Annotated in this window: 22 protein-coding genes; 3 read left to right on the forward strand and 19 right to left on the reverse strand. The window is 46.9% G+C overall.

Going from position 1 to position 24,955, the window contains the following annotated elements; translation table 11 throughout:
* Nucleotides 1-157: 157 nt before the first annotated feature.
* The gene (locus ACQ4M5_RS09475) at nucleotides 158-919 is read right to left on the reverse strand and encodes a glutathione peroxidase (RefSeq protein ID WP_430675334.1); all 762 of its coding nucleotides are present in this window, start codon (nucleotides 917-919) and stop codon (nucleotides 158-160) included.
* A 45-nt stretch (nucleotides 920-964) separates the two neighbouring features.
* Nucleotides 965-1,561, reverse strand: coding sequence for a TetR/AcrR family transcriptional regulator (locus tag ACQ4M5_RS09480; protein ID WP_430675335.1), 597 nt, complete (start codon nucleotides 1,559-1,561; stop codon nucleotides 965-967).
* A gap of 40 nt (nucleotides 1,562-1,601) precedes the next feature.
* Here ACQ4M5_RS09480 and ACQ4M5_RS09485 point away from each other — a divergent pair, with 40 nt between their 5' ends.
* Nucleotides 1,602-2,096 carry a hypothetical protein gene (locus ACQ4M5_RS09485; RefSeq protein ID WP_430675336.1) on the forward strand — a complete coding sequence of 165 codons (495 nt, stop codon included), beginning with the start codon at nucleotides 1,602-1,604 and terminating at the stop codon, nucleotides 2,094-2,096.
* Here the strand turns inward: ACQ4M5_RS09485 and ACQ4M5_RS09490 are convergent.
* The 8 genes from ACQ4M5_RS09490 to ACQ4M5_RS09525 all read right to left on the reverse strand — a co-directional run bounded on the left by ACQ4M5_RS09490 (nucleotide 2,093) and on the right by ACQ4M5_RS09525 (nucleotide 9,232).
* Nucleotides 2,093-2,974 carry an alpha/beta fold hydrolase gene (locus ACQ4M5_RS09490; RefSeq protein WP_430675337.1) on the reverse strand — a complete coding sequence of 294 codons (882 nt, stop codon included), beginning with the start codon at nucleotides 2,972-2,974 and terminating at the stop codon, nucleotides 2,093-2,095. The two genes, ACQ4M5_RS09485 and ACQ4M5_RS09490, sit on opposite strands and share 4 nt — an antisense overlap.
* Before the next feature lie 144 nt (nucleotides 2,975-3,118).
* On the reverse strand, nucleotides 3,119-3,469 hold the full coding sequence (locus tag ACQ4M5_RS09495) for a DUF1815 family protein (RefSeq protein ID WP_068390893.1): 351 nt from the start codon (nucleotides 3,467-3,469) through the stop codon (nucleotides 3,119-3,121).
* 441 nt (nucleotides 3,470-3,910) lie between these two features.
* A complete protein-coding gene (locus ACQ4M5_RS09500; protein WP_430675338.1) occupies nucleotides 3,911-4,123 on the reverse strand; it encodes a DUF2839 domain-containing protein in 213 nt (70 codons plus the stop codon).
* Between the two features lie 31 nt (nucleotides 4,124-4,154).
* Nucleotides 4,155-5,678, reverse strand: coding sequence for an ATP-dependent DNA helicase (locus ACQ4M5_RS09505; RefSeq protein ID WP_430675339.1), 1,524 nt, complete (start codon nucleotides 5,676-5,678; stop codon nucleotides 4,155-4,157).
* Between the two features lie 100 nt (nucleotides 5,679-5,778).
* Nucleotides 5,779-6,672, reverse strand: a complete 894-nt coding sequence (locus ACQ4M5_RS09510) for a hypothetical protein (RefSeq protein WP_430675340.1) — start codon at nucleotides 6,670-6,672, stop codon at nucleotides 5,779-5,781.
* A gap of 75 nt (nucleotides 6,673-6,747) precedes the next feature.
* Nucleotides 6,748-7,353, reverse strand: a complete 606-nt coding sequence (locus ACQ4M5_RS09515; RefSeq protein ID WP_430675341.1) for a DUF1517 domain-containing protein — start codon at nucleotides 7,351-7,353, stop codon at nucleotides 6,748-6,750.
* A gap of 208 nt (nucleotides 7,354-7,561) precedes the next feature.
* A complete protein-coding gene (locus ACQ4M5_RS09520; RefSeq protein ID WP_430675342.1) occupies nucleotides 7,562-8,491 on the reverse strand; it encodes a CBASS cGAMP-activated phospholipase in 930 nt (309 codons plus the stop codon).
* 60 nt (nucleotides 8,492-8,551) lie between these two features.
* On the reverse strand, nucleotides 8,552-9,232 hold the full coding sequence (locus tag ACQ4M5_RS09525; RefSeq protein ID WP_430675343.1) for a hypothetical protein: 681 nt from the start codon (nucleotides 9,230-9,232) through the stop codon (nucleotides 8,552-8,554).
* Nucleotides 9,233-9,347: 115 nt separating this feature from the next.
* On the opposite strand from ACQ4M5_RS09525, the gene dacB reads away from it, so the two are divergent.
* The gene (gene dacB / locus ACQ4M5_RS09530; RefSeq protein WP_430675344.1) at nucleotides 9,348-10,805 is read left to right on the forward strand and encodes a D-alanyl-D-alanine carboxypeptidase/D-alanyl-D-alanine endopeptidase; all 1,458 of its coding nucleotides are present in this window, start codon (nucleotides 9,348-9,350) and stop codon (nucleotides 10,803-10,805) included.
* Here dacB and ACQ4M5_RS09535 read toward each other — a convergent pair.
* From ACQ4M5_RS09535 to ACQ4M5_RS09560, 6 genes are all read right to left on the reverse strand, one after another.
* On the reverse strand, nucleotides 10,802-11,209 hold the full coding sequence (locus tag ACQ4M5_RS09535; protein WP_430675345.1) for a pentapeptide repeat-containing protein: 408 nt from the start codon (nucleotides 11,207-11,209) through the stop codon (nucleotides 10,802-10,804). The genes dacB and ACQ4M5_RS09535 overlap by 4 nt on opposite strands.
* A gap of 184 nt (nucleotides 11,210-11,393) precedes the next feature.
* Entirely contained in the window at nucleotides 11,394-13,715 is a 2,322-nt protein-coding gene (locus ACQ4M5_RS09540) for an ATP-binding protein (protein ID WP_430675346.1), read from the reverse strand.
* 26 nt (nucleotides 13,716-13,741) lie between these two features.
* Complete coding sequence (locus ACQ4M5_RS09545) at nucleotides 13,742-14,587, reverse strand: MBL fold metallo-hydrolase (RefSeq protein WP_430675347.1); 846 nt, start codon at nucleotides 14,585-14,587, stop codon at nucleotides 13,742-13,744.
* Nucleotides 14,588-14,835: 248 nt separating this feature from the next.
* Entirely contained in the window at nucleotides 14,836-15,345 is a 510-nt protein-coding gene (locus tag ACQ4M5_RS09550; RefSeq protein WP_430675348.1) for an inorganic diphosphatase, read from the reverse strand.
* Between the two features lie 49 nt (nucleotides 15,346-15,394).
* On the reverse strand, nucleotides 15,395-16,906 hold the full coding sequence (ilvA, locus tag ACQ4M5_RS09555; protein WP_430675349.1) for a threonine ammonia-lyase, biosynthetic: 1,512 nt from the start codon (nucleotides 16,904-16,906) through the stop codon (nucleotides 15,395-15,397).
* A gap of 51 nt (nucleotides 16,907-16,957) precedes the next feature.
* Entirely contained in the window at nucleotides 16,958-17,677 is a 720-nt protein-coding gene (locus ACQ4M5_RS09560) for a Uma2 family endonuclease (RefSeq protein ID WP_430675350.1), read from the reverse strand.
* A gap of 59 nt (nucleotides 17,678-17,736) precedes the next feature.
* Here ACQ4M5_RS09560 and ACQ4M5_RS09565 point away from each other — a divergent pair, with 59 nt between their 5' ends.
* Nucleotides 17,737-18,630, forward strand: coding sequence for a heme-dependent oxidative N-demethylase family protein (locus ACQ4M5_RS09565; RefSeq protein ID WP_430675351.1), 894 nt, complete (start codon nucleotides 17,737-17,739; stop codon nucleotides 18,628-18,630).
* Between the two features lie 4 nt (nucleotides 18,631-18,634).
* Here the strand turns inward: ACQ4M5_RS09565 and ACQ4M5_RS09570 are convergent, their stop codons facing one another.
* The 3 genes from ACQ4M5_RS09570 to ACQ4M5_RS09580 are packed head-to-tail and all read right to left on the reverse strand — an operon-like array spanning nucleotide 18,635 to nucleotide 24,954.
* The gene (locus ACQ4M5_RS09570; protein WP_430675352.1) at nucleotides 18,635-20,137 is read right to left on the reverse strand and encodes a tetratricopeptide repeat protein; all 1,503 of its coding nucleotides are present in this window, start codon (nucleotides 20,135-20,137) and stop codon (nucleotides 18,635-18,637) included.
* A gap of 2 nt (nucleotides 20,138-20,139) precedes the next feature.
* A complete protein-coding gene (locus tag ACQ4M5_RS09575; protein WP_430675353.1) occupies nucleotides 20,140-22,788 on the reverse strand; it encodes a hypothetical protein in 2,649 nt (882 codons plus the stop codon).
* Nucleotides 22,789-22,803: 15 nt separating this feature from the next.
* Nucleotides 22,804-24,954, reverse strand: a complete 2,151-nt coding sequence (locus tag ACQ4M5_RS09580; protein WP_430675354.1) for a hypothetical protein — start codon at nucleotides 24,952-24,954, stop codon at nucleotides 22,804-22,806.
* Nucleotide 24,955 lies beyond the last annotated feature (1 nt).

Genomic DNA, 24,955 nt, shown 5'->3' on the forward strand with positions numbered 1-24,955 from the left:
ATCTCGAAGTGTCCTAACTGAAATAAGTACGGCTATATCAGGGCATCTTTATTTCACTAAAAATTGGCTGTTAGTCTACGAAGGCGGACTTTGTTTGCATAGACGCGAATTCTACTCGCCACGGCATCAAATACAGCATTGAGTATCAAAACACCTTCTAAGCTGCCTCTCCCAAATAAGCTGCCAATGCTTCAGAGCCACCAATCAGCGTTCCATCCACAAACACTTGCGGAACCGTCGATGCTCCCGTCACCGCTCTTAAGGTACGAGGACTAGCATCTCGACCCAGAACAATCTCTTCATAGTCAAGTTCATGCTCACTCAACATCTGTTTTGCTCTGGCACAGAACGGACATCCAATTTTCGTAAACAATGAAATCGCTTTCGGTTTTTCTGCGGTTTCATTGATATATTTCAACATCGTATCGGCATCCGACACTTTGAATGGATCACCTGGCTCATCCGGTTCAATGAACATTTTCTCGATCGTGCCATCTTTCACCAGCATCGAATAGCGCCACGATCGCTTTCCAAATCCAAGATCAGTTTTATCGACCAACATTCCCATCCCGTCAGTGAATTCCCCATTTCCATCAGGAATCATTCGGATGTGGTCAGCCTGTTGATCTTTGCACCATTCGTTCATGACAAACGCATCATTCACAGAAACGCAAATAATATCGTCTACACCATTCGCTTTGAAAACTTTTGCGAGTTCATTAAAACCTGGAACGTGCGTTGATGAACACGTTGGCGTAAATGCTCCCGGTAGCGAGAACACAATCACGGTTTTTCCTGAAAATAATTCGTGTGTGGTGATGCTCACCCACTCATTATTTTCGCGTGTGCGGAATGTTACGTTTGGAACTTTTTGTCCTTCTCGATTGGCTAACATAAGCGCGTTTTTCTGCTGAATCATTGCTTTCTCAAATCGTACTCGGAATGACTTCGACTTGTCAAGCGGTTAATTATTTGTAGATAGATCTAAATTTAGAATCAGAGCTAGGGCGCGACGAACATAATCTTTCCAGGATTCTGCCACCGGAAACAGCAGCGCATACAACATGATTCCGCTCATCGAATCGAAAACGAGATCAGCGTCCAAGGTCGGAGAAATCTCATTTCTTGCTTTTGCCCGTTCTAGAACGATCGCAAAGGCTTGACGACGAGGAAAAAGATATTTTGTCCAATAAATCTGTGCAAATTGGGAATTGCTAGCAGCACTACTGAGAATCATGGCGATCGCTTGCTTTCCCAACGGAGTTAAGCTGATTCGAGCCGCATTTTCGATTAACGCATCCAGATCACCTTGCAAATTTCCAGTGTCCGGAATAAGAATCTCTTCGCGAATTTGCTCGATCGCGTCTGCAACAAGTTCTTCTTTAGACGCATACCGCCGATAGATCGTGGTTTTACCAACTCCCGCACGAGCCGCGATCGCTTCAATACTCATTGCTTCATAGCCAACCTCGCCCAAGCATTCTAACGCTGCTTGTAATATCGCCTGATGCGATCGAGTGCTGCGAGGTCTACCGAGCAATTTCTTATTCGTCTCATTCATAAATGCTAATATTACGAAACAGCAGCGTATCGAAAATAAGATGAATCAAACATTGCACCCCCGCTACATGGATAGAAATAGTACTCAAACGCTTCGCGAAGGGTTAGAAGAATACTATGCACTCAATCCTCACGTTACGCCACCAGAAACTCAACCGCCTGACTTCGGCAAGATTCTACTAGCTCACGATATTGGGCACGTGATCTATGGGTGTGATACTGAAATGTACGATGAGCTTAAAATTCTGCCGCTGTTTTGGTGGACAAGCGAATGTACGTTTCAGACATATTTGAAGATGAAAAATTCGCCTGCGGTCGATGTAATGTACGCAGATTTGATTAAAGAAAAAGGCGAATTGTGGCTCTATGGAACCGTGTTACGAACGCTTCCTGTATTGATACCAGAACTGATTTCGATCTGGTTCAGAACTCGTAATCGTCAAAAGCTCGTGCCGTTTCTGGAATTTGAGCCGTTACTTGATCGAACTCTTCTCGATATTCGTCAGGAATTCGATCTGCTGCAATTTATTCCCTAAGCCCAGGCTGGACTTCTCAGAAATTCAATCAGTTCACGATTCACCGTTTGCGGGGCTTCTTGCTGAATCCAATGTCCACAGTGCGGGATCAGCTTGAACTTAAAGGGAGCCGTAATCCAATGCTCGATCCCGTCCATTAACCTCGGACTCAAGATCGAATCCTCATCGCCCCACAGAACCAGCGTCGGAGCCGAAATCGGATCAGGCGATCGCATCCAATCCCCAATCCAATGCCCCGGTAGAAACAATTGCCGATAGTAATTCATCGCCGCTCCGATCGCTCCCGGTTTTTGTAGCGCCAGTTGATACTTCTGAATCAAATCTTGAGTAAACTCCCCTTTCCGCACCGCTTGTTCCTGAAACATATTTTGAACAAACGCTCTTAAATTCGACCGAATCAGCCACTCAGGAAGCGAGGGAACCTGAAATGCTAGAACGTACCAACTCCGACGTAATTGATCAAGATTGCTCAAAAGATCTTTTGCGAATCGCTGCGGGTGTGGGGCACTGAGGAGCGCTAAACGATCGAGCGAATTTGGAAACCTCTGAGCAAATCGCCATGCGATCGCGCCTCCCCAATCGTGCCCAACAACATGAGCGCGGGAGTAGCCTAATTGATGAATTAAACTCTGAATATCTGTACTTAAAGTATCGAGGTCGTAGCCGCTCTCTGGCTTCTCTGAATCGTTATAGCCACGGAGATCGGGGACAACTACTTTGAAATGTCTTGCCAATGCTGGAATTTGGAATCGCCACGAATACCAGAACTCAGGAAATCCATGCAGCAGGAGAACCAAATCGCCTTCCCCTTGAGTTACATAATGCAATCGGATTTTATTGGCTTCAATGAATTGATGCTGCCAATTTGAGTCGGTCATAGTCGCTTCTATTACCAGCCACGAAGTTCGGTACGTGAGGAGCATCGGGCTGTGTGAATGAATGCACCTCGCTTTCTGTCAATTATCTCATTGAAAGCGTACCAACAGAAACGAGGGGATCACTCACGGTTCAACGGATTCAGCCTATCGCAGGCTTTCTACAGGTGCAGTTGGGCGATAGTCTGACGGTTTGATTTGATACTTCACCAGGTTGGCAAGTTCTTGAAGCTGACTGATTGCCTCTGCGCCTTCCAGCTTCATCAATTCTCGATCGTCGCGCATTTCAGTCCAGGTGATGCCGTAATCGGACACCAGGAACCGAATCAGATGGTTATTGCCGAGGCTCACCATAAACGAAGCGCTATTCATTTGACCGCCACAGGTGTAGCAGGATGCCAGGTAGCCCCGGTTCTCTAGTACAGTTGCCAAGGCTTGGAGATTCATCACCAAGTCTTGAACAAATTGACGGTGTTGTTCTGCTAGTCGTAAGAACACAATTGCCCTCCAATCACCACAACCAATTCTAAACCTTGTCTTAAGAATTTACCGAACATTTCTTCGATACTATACCGCAATCGCGGAGAGTTACAGTATTCCAAATGTTAAATAGGACACTTCAACTATCTGCTATGTTAGCGGACTGAACTTTAAACCAAAGTAACAAACGCAACAAGTCTAAGAAAGCAAGGAATTCTTAATCTTTTGTACCAGTTTTGTTGACGAGAATTTGAGTAGCACTTGCACCAAAAAATCTTGGGAAATTAAGCGCCACTGCTATTCAAGCTATGCATATTCTAGTCGCGAGATCAGGAAATAGTGCTGAATCGATCGACAGATTTCACCTTATCAATACATAAGTTTTATAACAATAATAAAGGGGATCAATTGATCCCCTTTATCAAACCAACAGGTGCGTTTTTTCTAGGCAGAAATAATCTAATTTGCCTGCCACCAGCCTGCCGCTGGACCAACAAATCGAACCACAATCCAAGCAACTACAAGCATCCCAATTCCGAACCATGCTCCGGTAGATGTCCACTTCATGAATTGTTGCGTTTGCGTTTTGGTTACTGGAAACCAAGGCGCGATCGTGGGTTCTTTTCCATAATCTTCACCCAACGATTCTCTACGACGTTTTGCTTCTCCCATAGTTTTCTTATTCCTTGAAGTCTTATGCCGATCATATCGTGTTTGATTCGTCGCCTACAGGACTGAATAAAGTGGCATCCAGGTAATTAATCCGAGCAAATGGGCTAAGTGCGGTTAAGACTTGACTGCCATAACTGCGGTGAAGAACTCGACTATCTAAGAGCGCGACAATTCCCTGACTTTCTCGAACTGGGGAAACCGCGCGTTGCAATTCGCTCAATGCTTCCGGCAGCAGATACAACCGAAACCAGTCTTGACGGTGCTGTTTATAGTGAGCAACACGACCCGCGACGAGGGGATGTTCGAGTGAAGGAATGGGCAGAGTTGCGATCGCTAAAACTTGCGGTGCAGGCAATACGCTCTGATGCTCCCGCCAAAATTCCCAACCTGTGACAAGAATGCCATTTTCCTCTAAGCAGGTTCGCTCCACTTGAACTCTAGAGCCAAATTCCGCCGCCAGAATTGATCCCACTTGAGATTTCAGCGGAGTATCGCCCACGAGAATGACAGAAAAACCTTGAGTTGAAATGCTCAGGAGCGATCGCAGTTCTCGTAATAATGCAGGCTGAAATTGGGGCGTATTTGGAAGGGGAATGCCTTCAGGTTGATAAAGCTGAATTTGATCCTCTTGTCGATCGAGCGCAAATTTCAAACAGGTCAAATCTTGATCTAACCCAATCGACGATCGATAAATCGTTGCATCTGAATCAAGATCGAGCGCACCTCCAATTAATACAGTCGGTTGCTGTGACCAAATTGGAGCCAGCGAAGAAGCGACTTCCACGGGAGCGCAGTAGAGCGAAAATTGTCCAGCTTGTCGAGCGATCGTCACCCAAGTTAAGCGATCGTTTTCATTAAATTGTTCAAAGAATTTCGCCCAATTCGACGGCAAAGATTCCGTTAATCGTAGTTGTAATTCCGTTAAAATATCGCGTTCAGATTTCTCGAATAAGTAACACTCATAAGGATTAGCCGGATGCTGAAACACGGCGCGAATGAGTTGGATTCGAGTATCGCGAATCAGTTCCACATGAGCGGGACAAGCCAACATCAACGATTCCCAGTCCGCCGTATCGAGATTTAGCGTCAATTGATCCCGCGTCCAAGCTTCGAGATCGTCCACGCCATCGACCACTGTAGGAATTCCAGCGGGAAATCTGCCTTCCTGATTGAGTCGATCGCTTAACCAAGCTTGCGGAGTCGTAATCAGAATGCCGTTGTAATCGGGAGAAATCCAGCGATCGCTGACTTGAATCGGTTTTGGGTAATTGATCCACTGACGCAAGCGGGGTATTTCAACTCTAAGAAGCCGCTGCTGGATCGCTTCAGGCACAACCAAAATCACAGGCTCATGCCACATCAAAATCGGCACAAGATAGCTCAATCGATAGCGTCCCTGAAGATCTGAAGGAGCACCTGTTTGAATCAGCGCACTCCGACCGATCCGAAGCGCACGAGCAACCAACCGCGCCATCGTCAAATGATGCGACCAGTACAATTCGCCCTGCTCTCTCAGAAAGGCTCGTAGCTGTTGATGGACTTCTACCTCAATCACACGCTTCTCTCATTGGGAACTAATCAATCATTTTGACACACCCATAAAAAACCCTGCGGCAAGTTATCTCACCACAGGATTCTTTAATTTTTATGACAGATTAACGTCGTCTACCACTGCCAAATGAAGAGCGAGGACGCACCGATCGCGTTCCGCTACCAAATCCACCTGGACGATTGACGCGGCTCGGAGTTGACCGATTCGATCTCCGAAGCGTACTCGTTCCATAACCCGATCCAGTGGGTCGATCGTTCGTAACACGAGGACGAGCTACCCGCGTATTCGGCGTTCCGAGTCTGCCTGTCGATCGAAAGACTTGACGGTTCCTTTCCACTACAGGCGGCGCTTGATAACGCTGTTGATAGCGCGAAACGGCTTGACCATAAGACGCACCGTATCCACCAAATCCCGTCAGCGGCGCACCTGGACGATAAACGGGCGGCACATAGTACTGCGGACGGAACAAGAGACTGCCGATCGCCTGACCTGCGATCGCGCCTGCAAACGGTGCCCAGAAATTCGGCTCTTGGCGAACGACCACGGTTTCCGTTCGTCCAGTCTGAGGATCAGTAACGTTTTCCGTCACGTTATGAACGTATTCGATCCGGAAGTCTTCAGGAATGTGCAGCGAAACCTGACCATTCTCAGACTTGAGATACCCTTTCTGACCCGCTTTCACTTCGTCCGGCGTTAATTGTGCCAGGGGTAAATTTTCAGTTCGGTAGGACGAACTCACTCCCGCAGGCGTGTCTCTTAACAAAACCGTGTATTCCCCAGTGCCATCATCAAACGTGGCTTGCTGAACCGCGAATTGTCCGTTTGGCAAAGATTGAGTTTGACGCGCCTCAGTTGTGGGACGAGTCGTTTGAGTCCGAGCCGGATCACCCAGAGAAGAACTGCTGCATCCTACTGCCGTCCAGCAGAGCGCAACCGACATAGAGAGAGCAAGAAATTTTCGCATGATCGATCGAGCGAATTTAATAGAGAAAAACATGGCTCGTTTCCTAATTCCGTTCTAGAGTCTTTTCTTACACTATCCAGCATCCTAACGAGAGAACACCGCATATTTCTAGAGAGGGATCAGTTCCGGGTAAAATTCCAACAACTGATCGGAATTCAGTTCGTCGCCCAGACGCGAAGGAGAAAAGTGAACTTGGATGGCTCTTAATCGCTCTTGGTACTGCAAGTTAATGATGGCTTTCAGCCCGTTCTGTAGCGCTCTGAGGTCAGCTAAATCTGTTTCAAGCTCAGGAACCTCTCCTTCTGCTGCGATCGTAATCATTACAATCAGGTTCTGGGTAACGGGTAACGTCAATTCATCGTTAGGGCTTCCCGTACTCGTCTCCAACTCCGGAGCACTCAAGTAGCGCTGAGCAGAATCGGTAAATAATTCATTGACATAATCGCCTGCTTCCCCTTCATCCCAAACCGCATCGCCTTCATTCGCTGCCGATCGCCAATAGGTTTGATATTGCAGCAAACTTTGACAAACTTCGACCAGTCCTTCGCCCAAAACTTGAATATCGCCGTCGGACTCGATCGCGTCTCGTCCAGCGCGGTTCAGGATACCGAGCAGCGGAGCCACTTCATCTCCAGCCAAGTGAATAAAAATGCGACAGACCACGAAGCGATTTTTGCCTGTGAATTGATTGAATTGATCGCGCCAAGAAGTCATAAAAACAACCTAAACTCTGTTTATAAACAAGAGACAACGTACTAAATCTCTAAAATACAAACGTCTGTCATTAGGGGGGCGTTCTCTTCACACAAGACTTTCTTTACACAAGATTTTATTGATGGTCTTTCCGAAGTGCGACATTACTTGTGAATCTGAGTAGAGACGCGATCGACCCGCGCCCTTCGTCGCGCCTCTACAGATCGATTTACAGTACCTCGCACAATCGCATCAGATTTTCCCGATCGCGCTTCAGTAAAATCGCCGCCTCGGTCTTCAGATCCGCGATATTTTCCGCAGTTGCATTATCCATTTCATCAACCGCCGTTTCGAGCTTTGTCTGGAATCGATAGTAATTCCCTTCCAAAAGCTGCTTCATTTGATAATCTGCGGCATCGGACACGCCATCAAACACGCAGCTTAACAACGGACGCAGCCACTCGATCGCGCCCCAATCTTTTGCCTGCTCATACCGAATCGTCCGAGTTTGCTCTCCAGTTCCCAAGGAAACCACCAGAAATTCTCGCTCATCTGGAAAGATTCTCAACGCTTCGGCATAAGCGGAAACACAAGGCGTATTCATGAACACGCCCCCGTCAATCAGCGTTTTGGTTTGCTGGCTTACCCTAACCTGAACGGGTTCAAAATACGTTGGAGCCGCAGAAGTCGATCGAGCCGCATCCAGCATTTTGATCGATCGATGTTCTTCTCGCCAGCTTTTGAAAAAGAACGGTTCACGATGCTCGATATCGTAGGAAGTAATCAAGGTTTTAGTCAGACAAGAACCGAGAAGATCATTGCCGAAATAGCTGCCCAAGACCGAATCGATTCCTTCTCTCGGATACTTTTCATCGATCATTCCCATCGCTGTGGTGATGGTGCGACAGAGCGATTTAGGGAAAATCTTTTCTCCTTCGCGTTCGTATAACTCGACTAATTCTTTGGCAGAGTATCGGGGATTGCCTTCTCCGTTGTCTTTGCTGAGTCCCAAAGCCAGAATTCCGCCTGTTGAAGTGCCAGCAACAAGATCGAAAATCTCTGAAATCGGTTTCCCGATCGACATTTCAATCTCTGCCAAAACTAACGCTGGAATAATTCCCCGAATACCGCCACCATCAATGCTGAGAATTTTTTTCATACCGTCTGTTTGAGTTCACTGAATCAGTTCCAGCATTCCCCATCCAGACGGTTGATTCTCCTAACTGATCGGCACATTACGAAACACACGGACATTCGGAATATCGAGATCAATTCGATCGAGATTTTCTGGTACACGCACGATCACCGACGCATTGATGCTTGATCCTGGATTGAGACTCGCCATATTGATAAAGCGGTCTTGAGGCGTTCGGGCTTCGATCGCAGTGTACCGCTCATTCGTGCGAGAGTTGAGCGCGATCGTATTTGGTAAATCGATTTCGCTCAGTCCTTGTACAGATCGATCGAGACGACGAATTCTCATGTCGATTCGGGCAAAGTTGAGATTTCCCGATCGTTCAATTCGCCGCGCTGAGAGCAGTTCGACTTCGCCTGTTTGATCTTCAGTCGGTTGGCGAAATACACCCGGCTTTACTTCTTGGAATCGAGTTTGAGCGATCAAGGGCGCGAACGGACGACTTTCAGGCTGATTCGATGAATTCGATTGGGTTGCGGGTCGGACAGGTTCTAATTGCCGTCGAACGCTACTCGCTTGAATCGCGGCATAAGAACCGAGAAAAAACGCGATGATCGAGAGCAGCAACGCTAAACCCGAAGCGATATCGGTCACGGGAGTCCCTGAATTCTGATTCACGACGGGCGGAATCGGGCGGGGGTCAGTGCGACGATCGAGATCTGGCTCTTGAACTTTCCGAGGCGTTGAATTACGTTCTTGCACCATAATGGTCACTCTCGAAAGATTGTGATTCAATTCTAGTGACGAAAGAGAATCATCGGTCCTCTCTAAAGTAGGATTTGTCCTCGATCTGACGGTGCATAGTTTCTGAGAACTTTCCATGACGGCTTTATTTACCCGCTCTGCTGCAAGTCTAATTAGTCTCATTCCGATCGCATTTTTTGCTTCAAGTGTCCGCGCCAATCCTGCTGCTCCGATCTGTTCAAGAGATTTAGCACCACAGATTGAAGCGATCGTGAATCGCCCAAATTTTGCTCGATCGCGCTTCGGTGTCTTGATTCAAACGTTACGATCGCGACAAACGCTATTCAGTCGAGATGCCGATCGCTTTTTTATTCCCGCCTCTAATGTAAAAATTTTGACGACTGTAGCAGCACTACAACGTCTCGGTTCCAACTATCGAATTCGGACTTCGGTATTTGGCACAGAATCGCCGAATGGCTGGCGAGTGAGATTAGTTGGACGGGGCGATCCGAGTTTTAGCGATCGACAGTTGCAAGATCTCGCTCAACAATTAAAACAGCGTGGAATTCAGCGAATTTCAGAATTAATTGTTGAAGATAGCTATTTTGGGCGCGAGGCATTAAATCCAGATTGGTCGGTGGGCGATATTCCAGAAACTTACGCGGTTCCGGTCAGTAGTTTGATTTTGGATGAGAATAGTTTGGGCTTCAAACTCGTACCGCAAGCTGTCGGACAACCGCTCAAAGTGAAATGGGACGATCCAATCGAAGGAAGTTTCTGGAGAATTGAGAATCGATCGCAAACGGTTGATGCGAAAACTGAAGAATCGATCGAAGTCGGACGCGATCTGAGTCAACCGATCTTGAAGGTTGGAGGACAGTTGCGAGTTGGTGCTACCCCTGCACCTTATGGAATTGCGGTTCCGAATCCGGGAGAACGATTTTTGCGAGAATTTGTCCGATCACTGAACGCAGCAGGAATCGCTGTGACTCGATCGAGTGTAAGTGATCAACCCGCTTCATCGAACGGAAGTGAAATTGCAAAGATTGATTCTCCACCGCTAAGCGAATTACTAAAACAAGCCAATCAATTCAGTGATAATCTTTATGCGGAAGTACTTTTAAGAACACTAGGTGCACAGAGTTCAAGTTCATCAGGACGCACCGTATTAGAGCGTAGTATCACATCTTTAATCAATGAATTAAGTAGACTTGGAATCGCTAAAACTGAAATTGTTTTATCAGATGGTTCAGGCTTGTCGAGACAGAATTGGACAACTCCAACAGCATTAGTGCAAATTCTAGAAGCAATCTTACGACAGCCAAATGGAAACAATTTTCGAGAATCACTCCCGATCGCAGGAGTGAGTGGAACGTTACAAAGCCGATTTCAAGATAATCCAGCAAAAGGAATCGCACGAGCGAAAACCGGAACGTTAACGGGAGTAACAGCGCTATCGGGATACATCGATCCGCCCAATTATGAATCGATCGCATTCAGCATCGTGATTAATCAGGCTCCAGACGCGGCTCCTGTGCAGCGAAATGCGATCGATGAAATTGTCGGATTACTTGCGAGACTACGATCGTGCTAATCGTTCGAGCAGCACCCTTTGGGCAAAATGGTTCGATCGACCTGAGACTGGCTCAAATCTAAATCGATCGGGCTTGCCTCGGTCAACGATGCCCATCTTAAGTCCGCATTTTCCAGATTTGCACCCGCCAAATTCGCTCTCAACAACAGCGCTCCTCGCAAATTTGCACCTCGTAAATCGGCGTTCCGTAAATCGGCATGACAAAGATCGGCTCCGTTTAAATTTGCGCCACTTAGATTCGCGTGTCTCAAGTTTGCTCTACCGAATGACGATCGACTGAGATCACTGTCTGACAAATTCACGTCTTCCAGGTCTGCATTGCTCAATTTTGCCTGAGCAAAATCCATTCCATGAAAATCGCGATCGCCCGCCGTGTAACGCTCTAAAATTTGATTCCAGTTCATAATCAGCCTCATGTCCTATCTGGGTCGTTAAAACTTGGATTCCCTGGCGAATAGAATTCGCGGCTATACAAACGAAGTCCGCCGTCGCGGACTGACCTGAAAAATGGCTGTTAGTGTGCCTCCGCACACTTTGTCTGTATAGACGCAAATTCATTCGCCAAGGATTATGCAGCCTATTTACCCGCTAAGGTAGCGGCTGTTGCGATATAGAATCTCTATCTATCGAAATAGCCAACTGAAATTGTTTCTCAATTTCTGCCAGTAATGTTTCCAGCACGATCGGCTTACACACATGAGCATCAAATCCTGCCGCGATCGCACTCAGTCGATCTTCTTCTCTGGCATTTGCCGTCAACGCGATCGCGGGAATTCGCTCTGTTTCCATTTTGCGAACTTGCTGAATAAAGCGATATCCATCGACATCGGGCATACTGACATCGCTAATGATCAAATCTGGAGTTGCATTTTGAAGATGAGCGATCGCTTCTTGAGCCGAGCTAGTTAACAAAACGGTCGCCTGCTCTGATTCTAAAATGTATTTCAACAATTCCCGCGCATCCGCATCATCTTCGACAATCAAAACGCTTTTACCCTTGAGAATGCTGGTTTTTGGTGTCGGAGTTGCTTCAGGGACAAATACTTCCGCTTCAGAATGTGCGATCGGTAAAGTGACAATAAAACTCGCACCTCGATCGACTCCTTCACTTTGCGCTTCAATTTTGCCGTGATGCAGTTCGACTAAATGACTGGCGATCGCGAGTCCCAATCCCAATCCACCAAAGTGCCGAGTTGTACCACTATCTTCCTGACGGAATCGCTCAAATACACACGGCAAGAAGTCGGGATGAATCCCTTTCCCAGTATCAATCACGCTAATTTTGGCGAACTTTGAGGAATGCTCTAAAACGATCGTGACTTGCCCCTCTGGTGGCGTGAATTTAATCGCATTCGTGAGCAGATTAACCATCACTTGCTGTAATCGATTCGGATCACCATGCACTAAGATTCTGGAATCGGAATCCGGTTGGATAAACGTAAGATTGACCGATTTCGCTTCTGCTGATAGTCGCACCGTCTCGATCGCCGATCGAATCACTAAGCTGATATCTAATTCAATCTCACGCAAAACGAGTTTACCGCGCAGAATTCGAGAGACATCTAGCAAATCTTCGATTAATTGCGACTGAAGTTTAGCATTGCGATCGATGGTTTCTAACGCTTTCTGAGTTGCCGTTTCATCGAGCTTTCCATCGCGTAAAAGCCTTGACCAGCCAAGAATTGGATTCAGTGGCGTTCGGAGTTCATGAGACACGATCGCTAAAAATTCGTCTTTAATCCGGTTCGCAGTTTCGGCTTGTTCTCGTGCCGCTTGTTCTCGCGATAACAGTTCATCTTTTTCGTGATTGGCTTGCTCTAATCGCGCATTCGTTTGTTTCAGAATCTCCGTTAAGCGCGATCGTTCCTGATACTCCGCCAGTTGAATCTGAGAAATTGCCAACTTCACCTGAATCTGCGTCTGTTGCGTCACCGCCGTCCCAATGAACAATCCAATCACACACTGCGTAAATAAACTCAGCTTATGAACCGTCAGCACTCCTGGATCGAGCGGAAACTCAGGCAATCTCAGCGCGTCCGGATACTTCACCACATAGCTCAGTAACGCGGCTATGACACAAAATGTAGCGGTTCCTGCCCCTCCCACCGCTCCAAATCGCAACGCCGCCCAAAGAATCGGCACAAAATTAAGAAACGCCAGTTGTTGAAACGCAAGACCATACTGGCTCGTATGCGAAACACTCAAAATTGCAGTTCCAATACTCAGAGCCGCGATCGCAATTGCTTCATTTCTAACCCGTGGCGAATTCAGAGATTGAGGATCAGCCAACGACGATTCACCCGGCAGCCAGTTCCATCGCTGCAAAACCGGAGTCAAAGTCAAGAGCGCGATCGGTGCAATCACCATCGTCCCGATCGCATTCCCCAACCACCACTGAGGCATTGCACTTCCGACGTTCTCCCAAGGCATTCTGCCGACGATCGCTAAAACGAGACTCCCCACGATCGCAGAACTCGCACAGGCAAACACGGGCGCACTCAGGATAAACGCACTCACATCTTTCAGTCGTTCTAATCCCGGCGATCGCTGCCAAAATTTTCGATAAAACCACCACGCAACCAAGGGTTCAACTGCATCGGTTAATCCCACCCATTGCAGCCAGCCATGACTTCCCCAAAGTGGCGCAACGAGGGTAGAAACCAGTCCTGTGACGATCGCAGCAGGCACTCCAAACCAAACGGCAAGCGTAATCGCAACTCCCGACGGTGGAAACCAAAGCGAAATACTTGGATGAATCCGAAATAACAAGGCGGCATAGTGAGCCAATAGCAACAGAACCGCACCCAATAAGAGTGGGAGCCAATCTTGCTTAAAGCCGCGCTCGTTCATATTCGGTGAGGCAAATTTAATATTCGGCTCTATCCTACGGCGTAGTGCAGAGCGTTTCATACCTCAAATGATAGATTTCTTTCGGTCTAATCAACGGGTAGGATCATGCCCTCACGCGCTAACAGACTATTTGGAAAGACCGATCGGACTTGTGCTTCAATTCCATCCAGAAAATCATCGTCGTGGTTCGGATCGTGATGGAACATGACCGCTTTTTTGACTCGTGCCGCATCAACGACTTTTAACGCTTCTTGCCAAGTCGAGTGTCCCCAACCAATTTTGGGCGATTTCTCGTCGTAATATTCTTCGTCGGTGTAGCAGGCATCGTAAATTAGAACATCCGCATCCCGCGACAAATGGACGAGATCTTCATCAATGCGATCGGGGTAATGTTCGGTGTCAGTGGCATAAACTACGGTTTTCCCGTTGTATGTCACCCGATAGCCGATCGCAGAATTGGGATGATTCAAAGGTCCCGTTTCAATCCGAATATCATCAAGTTCGATCACATCGCCCACGATGACATCGGTAAATTTCATATCCGACTTCATGATTTGCATCGGAACGGGAAAGTTCGGATGGTGCATTTGATCGCTGAGGCGTTTTTGCATCGATGCCCCGTTGGGAGCGATCGCGCCATAAATGTGAAAACAGTTACCAGGGACAAAGGCGGGAATGAAGAATGGAAACCCTTGGATGTGATCCCAGTGCGAGTGCGAGAAAAACATATACGCTTCGACGGGCATTTGCTTGAGCATCGATTTTCCGAGCACCCGTAGTCCCGTTCCACCATCAAAAATCAGGCGCTTTCCACCGACGCGCATTTCGATACAGGACGTATTGCCACCATAGCGGACGGTTTCATTGCCAGGGACAGGAATGCTGCCTCGAACGCCCCAGAAGTGAATGAAGAAATCGGAAGAGTGGGTCATTGCTGAATTCAGAGTTGCTTCAAGCGCTTGTGCGTAAAACCCAACGAGAGCGAATTATTCTCTAGAGTGCCTATGATCACAAGCTGTGTGCAGTGATGCCGTCCAAAGACGGTGGGAGCATTCTCCCTCTATCTAGGCTACCCATTGGGTTAGGGTGGATACCAAGTTGAATCGAATTATAAAGCTCAGAATAAAAAAAGGCTCAGGAATCTTCCCAAGCCTACGAAGTACCTGTAATTTTACGGAGATTAGCTGGCGGCTTTGATGCACTCTTCGACCAGCGGCAGCACTTTATCGACATCCTGCCATCCCAGAATTTCAGTAACTTTCTTCTCCAGGTTTTTGTAGGTTCTGAAGAATTCTGCTACTTCATCCAAACGGTGAGAAGCAATGTCACTCAGCGATTTGACGTTTGCATAGCGAGGATCTTTGTCGGGAACGCAGAGGATCTTTTCATCACGATCGCCACCATCGATCATTTCCAACATTCCGATCGGGCGAGCCGCGATCACACATCCAGGAAAAGTGGGCTGATCCATGATCACCATGCCATCGAGCGGATCGCCATCATCTGCCAAGGTGTTCGGCACGAAGCCATAATCGAACGGATACATCACCGAGGCGTAGAGAACTCGATCGAGCGCAAAAGCGTTCAGATCTTTGTCAAATTCGTATTTGTTCTTGCTGCCTGCGGGAATTTCGATCAGGACGTTGATCAAGCCCGGTTTGGGTTGGGCGGGAATGCGTGATAAATCCACAGCGGTTCTCCAAGCTAAACATTTTCACCATTCTGAATTGTAGGGGAGTTCATGCCAAAAAGAGTTTGTAGGCGGGATTTTGGTTTTCGTCCCAATAGCGATAGTCGATCGAGTCTAAAAATGTTTGCCAATCATCCATTTCATCGGGTGGCACTTGAATGCCCAACACGATTCGCCCGTAGTCGGCTCCATGATTTCGATAGTGAAATAGGCTGATATTCCAATCCGGACGCATTGAGGTGAGGAATTTGATCAGCGCCCCCGGACGTTCAGGAAATTCAAACCGATATAACACTTCGTTTTCCGCTAACGGCGATCGACCTCCTACCATGTGCCGCAAATGTAATTTGGCAAATTCATCATCTGTAAGATCTAGCGTCTTAAAGCCGTTTTCCTCGAACTTTGTCACCATTTGAGCGGCATCCAATCGCCCAGAGACTTGCATACCCACAAAAATATGAGCAATGTTCTCATCCGCGATTCGATAGTTGAACTCTGTGATATTTCGCCGTCCTAGCAAATCACAGAATTTCCGCAAACTGCCGCGCTCTTCGGGAATGGTGACAGCAAAAATCGCTTCTCGTCGTTCTCCGAGTTCTGCCCGTTCCGCCACGAATCTTAAGCGATCGAAGTTCATATTCGCGCCGCAAGCAATTCCAATCAAGGTTTGATCGGTGATTTGTTCACGTTCTACATAGGCTTTCATTGCTGCGATCGCTAATGCTCCAGCAGGTTCAAGAATCGATCGAGTATCTTCAAATACATCCTTGATCGCGGCACAAGTATCATCCGTATCGACCAAGATCATTTCATCTACATATTGCTGGCAGAGTCGAAACGTTTCTTCTCCAACTTCTCGAACTGCTACGCCATCTGCGAATAAGCCGACGTTTGGGAGTCTGATTCTTTGTCCAGCTTTTAGCGATCGAGTCATTGCATCTGCATCGACTGGCTCGACTCCGATAATTTTCGTCTCCGGTCGCAGTCGTTTGATGTAAGCCGCAATTCCAGAAATTAGACCACCACCCCCGATCGCGACAAACACAGCGTGAATCGGTTGTTGATATTGCCGCAGAATTTCCATCCCGATCGTGCCTTGTCCTGCGATCACATCTGGATCATCGAATGGATGAATAAAGGTGAGACCTTTTTCCGCTTCTAGCTGTCGGGCGTGAGCGTAAGCATCATCGTAAGTATCGCCATGTAGAACAACTTGACCACCTCTCGATCGAACGGCATTGATTTTCACCTGCGGTGTCGTCACAGGCATCACAATAATTGCCGTTGTCCCCAACCGTTTTGCACCGAGCGCGACTCCTTGAGCATGATTTCCAGCCGAAGCCGCAATCACCCCCTGAGTGAGAACTTCAGGAGAAAGCTGCGCCATCTTGTTATATGCGCCTCGCAGCTTGAACGAGAACACCGACTGCATATCCTCGCGTTTCAACAGCACTCGATTGTTCAGTCGAGCCGAAAGATTAGGAGCAAATTCGAGCGGCGTTTCTTGAGCAACATCATACACACGGGCATTTAGAATCCGCTCTAGGTAGTCACCAGACATAAAGCTTGTGAGGAAATTTGATGAATCCTCATTGTACGAGGTCTGGGGGATCTACAAGTCTTCGTCGGGAATTTGATCGGGATCGACTCCCATCGATCGTAGATATTCCGCAAGTCGATCGGCGCGTTGGCGTTCTTGTTCTGCCCGAAGTTGTTCTTGGTCTGCCCTCAGCCGTTCTTGGTCTGCTCGAAAGCGTTCCTGATCAGCGCGATCGCGGAGTTCGACCGGGCTGAGAAAGCGATCGCCATCGGGTCGGTAAATCGTCAGATCTTGCGATGTGAGTGCAAATCGAATCCCCAAGCGAGGACTGATCCAACCGTCCATTTGTTGAATTTCAGCGAGTCGTGATCCCTGTCGAATCCAGCCTTTGAGATTTTTACGATCGGGATCGTAGAGATAGTACTCTTCAACGCCGTGAGTTTGATAGAACTCAAATTTTTTCGCCATTTCCGCATCCGTATTGCTCGGCGAAAGAATCTCAAATACAACTTGTATTGGAATATTTTCTTCTTCCCATTGCTTGTATGAGCCTCGTCTGCCTTTCGGTCGCCCGAATACGACTAAAGCGTCAGGAGCCACGCCGCGCACGTTTTGGGATTTCACAGGATACCAAAGCAGATCACCCGCAACAAATACGTTTGGATCGTCGGCAAATAGGATTTCGAGATTTTCCTTGATCAGCACGATCCAATTAAACTGCTCCGTATTGTCTGCCATCGGTTGACCGTCGCTATCCGGGAAATACAAATCAATTGAAGAATACGAAGTCATAGCAGTGGCTCGACAACGAAGATATTCTTAAGTGTAACTGATCGTTGTTTTCTGATTTTATGAAGAACTCACAGCGCATCTATCTCCCGTTTGCAGAGGGCGATCGAACTTTAACTCTCGGTTTGAAGCCACTGAAACCCGAAGATTGGATCGAAATCGATGAGCAGTTCAGTTCTTATGTGCAACGAAAAACTGAGCTACTAGAAACAATTCACTCCGAAGTGTTTGCAAGTTTGCCGAACACAGAAATCGCACAGCAGGAAGTTCGCGATTTGTTGTTAGAGCATTTATCGCAGCAGTTTCCAGAATTGTACGATCGTACTTCTAAAACCATTACTGTGAAAGCGACTGAGCAAACTTGGAACATTGATGATTTTGAACCTTTAGATCTAGCTGGTCGATTAGTTCAGGAAGATTTTTGTTTAATGCAGCCGAGCGATCGAGGTTACATTCTCGCGGCTGCATCTCTTTGTTTTCCATTGCGGTGGCGATTGTTAGAAAAGCTTGGTAATCCGATGATGCAGATTCATCAACCTGTCCCAGACTATCCAGAGCAATTGGGAAATCCGGTCGATCGATTGTTCGATCGATTAAAAGTCGATCGTCCGGTGTTTCGCTTGAATTGGAGCATTGTTGAAACACCAGAACTCTATCTTGGTCATCTGAGCCATTCCAGTACAGCACCCATTGAACTTACACCAGAAAATCTCTGGATTCGGGTAGAGCGGCAGACCTTGAGACGATTAGAACAATCGGGCTGGGTCTTGTTTACGATTCGGACTTATCGGTATCCGTTGATGATATTGAAGAACTATCCAGAAAGTGCGATCGCGCTTTCGTCAGTGATTCAACAGCTTCCGCCTGGAGTGCAGCTTTATAAGAATTTGCTCCCGATTCGGGAAATGCTTTTAACAACACTCAAGCAAATAGAGACGCAGACCTACTCATCATAAAAAGTTAGTTTGCACTCTGTTGAGCTTCTTTTTTCTGTTGTGCAAGTTGTTGTTTTAATTTTGCCCTTGCAACTTGAGCAGCCTTGTTACTTGGATCAATCTTTAGTACGCTTTCAAACGCGATCGAGGCATCTTCTAATCGATTCATCTTTTGCAGTAACTTCCCTTGTTCAATCAGCGCATTGATGTGTCTAGAATCTAATCTTAAGGTTTGTGTAAATGCTGTCAAAGCTTCATCGGTGCGTTGTAGTGATTTGAGCCGTAAGCCTTTTTGATACCAGGTCTCGATCGCGGTTGGATTCAAAGCAAGAATTCGATCGAGTACATTCAATGCTTCTTGCTGTCTTCCTAAAGCTTGTAATGTTTGTGCTTGAAGCTGCAACAAAGTCACATTATCAGGATCTAACTCTGTTGCTTTTGTGTAAGCTTCATTTGCTTCTCGGTGGCGTTTTAGAGCAGATAAAGCGAGTCCTTGATTGTACCAAGCCCGAACCGATTTTGGTGCAAGCGTCGTCGCTCGTTGTGCTGCTTCTAGTGCTTCAGAATGTCGATCGAGCTTCCACAGCACAACACTCCGATTCGTCCACAGATCAGTCCATGCTGCATCCTGATTTAAGCTAATTTCTCCGGTTATTGCTCGATCGAATGCGGATAGTGCTTCTTGATATCTTCCCAATGTTTTGAGCACTGTGCCCTTGTTGAACCAAGTTTGTGCGGATTCAGGTTGAATGGCTAGTGAACGATCGAATGCTACTAACGCATCAGAATACCGTTTTGCTCTCCACAAGATTGCACCTCGATTGCTCCAGAGATTCGGATCTTGCGGCTTCAGGACTAAACCTCGATCGATAGAAGATAATGCTTCATCTAGCTTGCCGGGTTCAGAAGATTGGGACGCGATCGCGACTGCTCTCTGGTTCCAAGCTTCCGCAGCACTACTCTCTCCCCAACGTCCATTCCCGACTAAAGCCTGATCGCAGATGGTTAAAGCATCACTCGATCGACCAATTTTATTTAAGGCAGTACATCGACCGACTAAAGCTAAAGAATCGTCTGGACTCAGTTTTAGTGCCCAATCGTAGGAAGTTAGCGCTTCTTCAAATCGATTTAGTTTTGCTAAGACTAATCCATGATTCGTCCAGAGGATTGCATCCTTTGGATTGATTGCGATCGCATGATTATAAGCTTCTAGAGCAGCAGTATAGTTCTGCGATCGCGCTCGATTGATACAGGCGACAGAAACCGGATTGCAGGCAGCGCGAACAGTGGGATAGTCTCCTGAATGTGTAAGCGCGGTCGCTTGATTTGACCATGCTATGACAGGGTTGAATCGTCCCCAAGCTTGATTGAGTTGTAGGGCTTGTTTGCAAAGTGCGATCGCGTCTCGATAGTTCTTTTGCTGAATGGAATCAATACAACGCTGAGTTAATGTTTCAGATGTGATTGATGTGGCAGTCGCTTGGAGTGCGATCCAGGGACTTAGAAACACGAAGAGAAAACGCTTCATGGCTAGTTAAACCGGGGCGGAACATTGGAAGGAGCGGGATTCGAGGAATCGATCGGGAGTTGGGGAGGACGAGCAGCAGGGGGCGTGAGTGGAAGTGCAGGAGGAGCAATCGGAGGAATATTAGTGGGTGCGGGTGGTGGAATCAATACCGTTGGTGGAACTGTCGGATTAGTAGGATCGGGATTGAAAAACTCAAGCTCGATCGATCTCGTGATGCTCTTCCCACTCGCATTCGTAACTTGTAGGGTGAGCGTAGTTTTTCCAGTAGTTGGACTGATTGGATAGCGCAGTGAACCTTTTAGCGGAACAGTTCCAGGAGTTGGGGGGAGTTCAACTTTGATGCCTTCTGCGGGTTCGATTTCCCAGGCGAGGGTGATCTCTCGGAGAGGCTGATCAGGATCGATCGGTAAAAGGTACTTCGGTCGAGCATCTTGTCCATTGATTTGGAACGAGCGAATTTTTGGCGGTGCAGGCTCGATCGACAAGGTATCTGTCTTTTTACTATCTGAAGGTTCTGAACCGTTTTTGGGAATCACAGTTAACTCGAACACTTGGTTGCCAAATTTAGATACAGGAAGTGCAAGATTCTGACAGACTAATTCTTGAGCTAACGTACAGAACGGTTGCAGCGATCGAGGAATGCCTTGAGCAAAATTAAACTGCATCAATGGACTTGTTACGCTACCATCTGGGGCACGACCAATTAGCCGCAGTTCACCAAGCTGATCCGCTTGATTAATCTTCCAGCGTTGCAGGATAACAGGCTGTTTTTCATCCGAATTCGGTCGAGCTACAACAGCACTGAATTCTTGGATTTTTGGCGGTACGATCGGCTGAATTTGAATCGTGTCCGTACTCTTAGAAACAAAAGATTGCTGATCTCTCAAAGTAGCCTGGAGTTCAAACACATAGTCGCCTGCTTTTCGGGCATCGGTTGGAACATTGCGGCATGTTAGAGTTTCAGCGATCGTACAATATGGTTCTAATTGTTTCGGAATTCCGCGACTAAAATCATACATCACAGGTTCACTCAGGACTGTGAGATTTCCTTGAGCACGTCCTAGAAGCTGTAATCGTTCAATTCGCTTCGGATTGCTAATTTGCCAATTAAGTCGAATTGGACTGCCTTTGGCTTCATTGTAAGATAGTTCTGAGGCTGTTAATAAAGTAATCTTAGGAGCGGCATTTGGCTTGAAGAAGACAAACCAGATTGCAAAGATAATTGCTGCGATCGCGCCTCCTGCGGTCAGAAGCAACAGTAACAACTGCCAGAAGGGTCTTGCTTTCCAAACGATTGTGCCTTGGAGCGGATCAGGAGGTAAAGGAAGCTGTCGCGCATCTTCGAGAGCGATCGCAAAATTTGAAGTTTTTCCTGAACCAATGAGCGGACGTTTCCACCATTGCTGAGGTTTGACTTGTAGCCCGATCGTCTGAGTTTGCTTTGGTGATAGTTCAATGATAGAAGCATCATCCCAGCGATATTGATATAAATCTGCTTCATCCTCATCTAGACTTCGAGCATTGAGAGCAATCTTTCGGGCTGTATTTCCAGAGTTTAATAGTTTAACTTGGTAGACTCCCGGTAGATTCCGAACCTTACTAACAAGCGTGTGCAGTTCCGCATTTAATAGATGAATCGGTGCAATTTCAAAGTGAATCACATCGAGTAGATTTAGGGCTGGATTGTTTGTAGAGATTAGCTCGATCGTCGGTGAATTCCGTCCTGCGGGTGTGTCGATCGCAGGTGTAATCGAGAGCAAAATTTCGCCTTTTGTATTCGGATTCAGTCTTAATCCATGATTCGAGGTAATCAATCCAAACCCTTCTAGATTTTCAGGATAGTGAATTGCGTACCAATCTTTTTGCAGATCTGAACAATTGAGATAGAACTGATCGACTCGATCGCTGCGGTTAAAAACTTCGATTCGTACATCTAATGTACCTCCCGGTTGTACGATCGCAGGCTTACTCGATGTTGTTGCAGGCTTTAGCGCAAAGGTCGGATCGTTAGCTTGTGTGATTGTTCCAGTCGGCGGAAGGATTTGCAGCGTTTTTGTAAATTGAATCGGCGTGTCTTCCGGATAATGCTGCGGTGCATCAATGACTAATTGATAGGAATACGTTGCAGGCAGAATTTGAATTGGGATATGGAAAGTAAAAATCACTTCATTACTTTCTCCCGCGCCTAATGCTAATCGTTCTGACGGTGAAACGCACCATTGGCGGAGTGCTTGAGCAGTTTCATCAATGAATACATCTACGATCGCATTTTCATTACCGCGATTGAACACCGTAACGCTCAGATCGAATGTCGAACCCGCCGCGATCGCATAATGACTCGAAGGACTGACAATAATCGAGAGTGGACTAATTGCTGATCCTTGAGTTCCAATCCGACTCCGAGATTCAGATGAAGAAGTCTCGATCGCTTCAATAAATCCTTGCTCAATTAAGCGATCGACAATGGTTTCAGCAATTTCTTCTGACTGTCCCAAATGCGCTGCAATCTCTTCTAAACTGGCAGATTCTTGCTGATTCAACCAAGCTAATAATAGCTGTTGAGAATCAGGCAATAGATACAGAGCCGCAGTTTGCTCTGCGATCGCACGATAAGTTTGCAGCGTATTGGATGGAACAAGATGAGAAGTCATAAGTGTTAGGATGTATTAATTCAGTTGATCACACATTGCAGCCGAAGTTCGTTCTGCTTTGCTCACTCGAACTTGTTGATCGTCGTTTCCACTCGCAATCAAGATATCTCGATTTACTAAAGTGACATCTACACTGTTAAAAGCGGTTGATACTTTTTCAATCTGACGACCATTGATAAATTGCGTCGATCGTTTCCCGTCTTTAGTTAAGTTCCAAAGCATCACTTTTCCATCTGCACCTGCACTGGCTAGATAACATCCTTGTTCGCTCAGAGCGACCGATCGTACAGGCTTTGTTTGATGTCCATCTTGCCAATCTTCTAGCAATTCACATTGTCCGCCCTCTAGACAACCTTGCAAATTCCATAGAGAGAGAAACCCTTGATTGTCTGATAAAGCTACTAAATTCGGTCGATTTTCTGCATGAGCGATCGCGGTAATATAATCGCTCTGTCCACCCAAGCGCGGATAGTTGACCGAAACGACTTGATCAGTCTTTAAGTTCCACAGTACAAAGCGATTGTATCGTCCAGAAATCGCTAGATATTGCTCTTGCTCACCGACGATCGCAATACTATAAATCGCGAAATCGAATTGTTTTTCTGAGACTAGAGCAGATTGTTTTGCCTGATTCGCTTCAACCCCAGGATAGTGCATTTCCCAGACTTGAACTTTACCACTACCATGAGCGCTATAGAGGTACTGCGAATCGCGAGAGAATGCTAGATCCATGACTCGATCGCCTGCTTGCTGACCCAAGACTAAAGGCGGCTGATTTCGAGCTAAATTCCAGAGTTGAATTTCTCCAGTTTCTAGCCCTGCTGCAATCCAGTTGTTATCTACTGGACGATAACGAACTACACGAACTGCCTTCCCGTCGCCCGTTTTACCGACCATTCCTAAATTCTGATTTGCCAAGGGATTCTGAAAGCCTAAAGTGCTCCAGCGCAAGATTCGAGGCTCATTCGCAGCACTCACAAGCTCAGTCGCAATCCCATTAAATCGAACAGAATTCACGGCTGCACTATGTCCAAACCAAGGATTGCCAGGATTCAACCAAGACAATGCCCATAGAACATAGAGCAAGACTATGAACAATGCAGCCTGTATCCATAAAGGGAGCTTCGGCTGAACTTTTAATTTAACAACCTGAGTATCATTCCGAACATCTAAACGAGGATCAGAATCGATCGCTTTAACTTGAAACAATTGTTGTCGTTCCCAACCGAGCCAAGGGCGACGAGTCCGAACGGTTAATGCGATCGGTAATTGTTCTCCTGGCTGTAAAACGGGTTGATCGGGAAACACTTGGAACACACAGTCATCTTGATGTTCACTTTGAATCTCAACACTGATAGATTGCACTACATTACTTTCATTTGCAATATGCAACGTGTAAGTTCCAAGGTCTGACCACCATTGTTTGAAAGCTGCGTTCTTCGGTGGCATCGAAAGCGCGATCGGAGAACAGGAAAAATCCATCCAGCCCATCGGCAAGACTTCTAACACACCAGAACAGTGTGAGCGCGAACCTTGATGAGTCTCTGCTTGAATCGTAAAAGGATAAGTATGACTCTTTGCAGCAACCAAATCTGGTAAAACTGCTGTGAATGCAATCTCGATCGTAGCTCCAGGACTAATCCGAATCGCTTGAGTGTCCGGAGTTGTCAACCATTCGTTCGGAAGTCCTGAAATCGAAATTTTTGCTTCTGCTGGATTCTGTCCTGGGTTCTTGATGCGAACTGGAATTGTTGCAGAATCAGTTGGGTAGAGTTGAAATTGCTTAACAGGCAACTCTAGTTTTAAGGGAACTTCTCCGCTTTGCTCGATCGCTAATCGAATCAGTTTGCGATCTTCCCCTAATTCAACCGAGAAGGTGCGAATCGTCAAGTTGACAATGCCCGCAAATCCAGGCACAGGAGTATCAAAGATTGTGACTCGAAAGCACGATCGATCTCCGGGTGGTTTTTTCGTAGCGACATCGGGTGCAAGCTCATACCAACGCCGTTTTGAGGTGGGATCGGCTCCAGGTGCAAGCAGTTCGATCTGGAAAGTAGCAAAGCGATCGCTGGTATTCACAACCATCACTTCAAACACAGCGGGAGTGTGTCCAGGTTTTAGTGTCAGTTCTTTGTGTGAAACCGTTGTTGAGATCACCGACTGCATT

Source organism: Leptolyngbya sp. AN10, from assembly GCF_050565645.1.
In the GTDB taxonomy this organism is placed as follows: domain Bacteria; phylum Cyanobacteriota; class Cyanobacteriia; order Leptolyngbyales; family Leptolyngbyaceae; genus Leptolyngbya.

Coding starts and splice junctions, on each gene's coding strand:
- ACQ4M5_RS09475 (WP_430675334.1), bottom strand. CDS start 919: ATGATTCAGCAGAAAAACGCGCTTATGTTAGCCAATCGAGAAGGACAA.
- ACQ4M5_RS09480 (WP_430675335.1), bottom strand. CDS start 1,561: ATGAATGAGACGAATAAGAAATTGCTCGGTAGACCTCGCAGCACTCGA.
- ACQ4M5_RS09485 (WP_430675336.1), top strand. CDS start 1,602: ATGAATCAAACATTGCACCCCCGCTACATGGATAGAAATAGTACTCAA.
- ACQ4M5_RS09490 (WP_430675337.1), bottom strand. CDS start 2,974: ATGACCGACTCAAATTGGCAGCATCAATTCATTGAAGCCAATAAAATC.
- ACQ4M5_RS09500 (WP_430675338.1), bottom strand. CDS start 4,123: ATGGGAGAAGCAAAACGTCGTAGAGAATCGTTGGGTGAAGATTATGGA.
- ACQ4M5_RS09510 (WP_430675340.1), bottom strand. CDS start 6,672: ATGTTTTTCTCTATTAAATTCGCTCGATCGATCATGCGAAAATTTCTT.
- ACQ4M5_RS09515 (WP_430675341.1), bottom strand. CDS start 7,353: ATGACTTCTTGGCGCGATCAATTCAATCAATTCACAGGCAAAAATCGC.
- ACQ4M5_RS09520 (WP_430675342.1), bottom strand. CDS start 8,491: ATGAAAAAAATTCTCAGCATTGATGGTGGCGGTATTCGGGGAATTATT.
- ACQ4M5_RS09525 (WP_430675343.1), bottom strand. CDS start 9,232: ATGGTGCAAGAACGTAATTCAACGCCTCGGAAAGTTCAAGAGCCAGAT.
- dacB (WP_430675344.1), top strand. CDS start 9,348: ATGACGGCTTTATTTACCCGCTCTGCTGCAAGTCTAATTAGTCTCATT.
- ACQ4M5_RS09535 (WP_430675345.1), bottom strand. CDS start 11,209: ATGAACTGGAATCAAATTTTAGAGCGTTACACGGCGGGCGATCGCGAT.
- ACQ4M5_RS09540 (WP_430675346.1), bottom strand. CDS start 13,715: ATGAAACGCTCTGCACTACGCCGTAGGATAGAGCCGAATATTAAATTT.
- ACQ4M5_RS09545 (WP_430675347.1), bottom strand. CDS start 14,587: ATGACCCACTCTTCCGATTTCTTCATTCACTTCTGGGGCGTTCGAGGC.
- ilvA (WP_430675349.1), bottom strand. CDS start 16,906: ATGTCTGGTGACTACCTAGAGCGGATTCTAAATGCCCGTGTGTATGAT.
- ACQ4M5_RS09560 (WP_430675350.1), bottom strand. CDS start 17,677: ATGACTTCGTATTCTTCAATTGATTTGTATTTCCCGGATAGCGACGGT.
- ACQ4M5_RS09565 (WP_430675351.1), top strand. CDS start 17,737: ATGAAGAACTCACAGCGCATCTATCTCCCGTTTGCAGAGGGCGATCGA.
- ACQ4M5_RS09570 (WP_430675352.1), bottom strand. CDS start 20,137: ATGAAGCGTTTTCTCTTCGTGTTTCTAAGTCCCTGGATCGCACTCCAA.
- ACQ4M5_RS09575 (WP_430675353.1), bottom strand. CDS start 22,788: ATGACTTCTCATCTTGTTCCATCCAATACGCTGCAAACTTATCGTGCG.
- ACQ4M5_RS09580 (WP_430675354.1), bottom strand. CDS start 24,954: ATGCAGTCGGTGATCTCAACAACGGTTTCACACAAAGAACTGACACTA.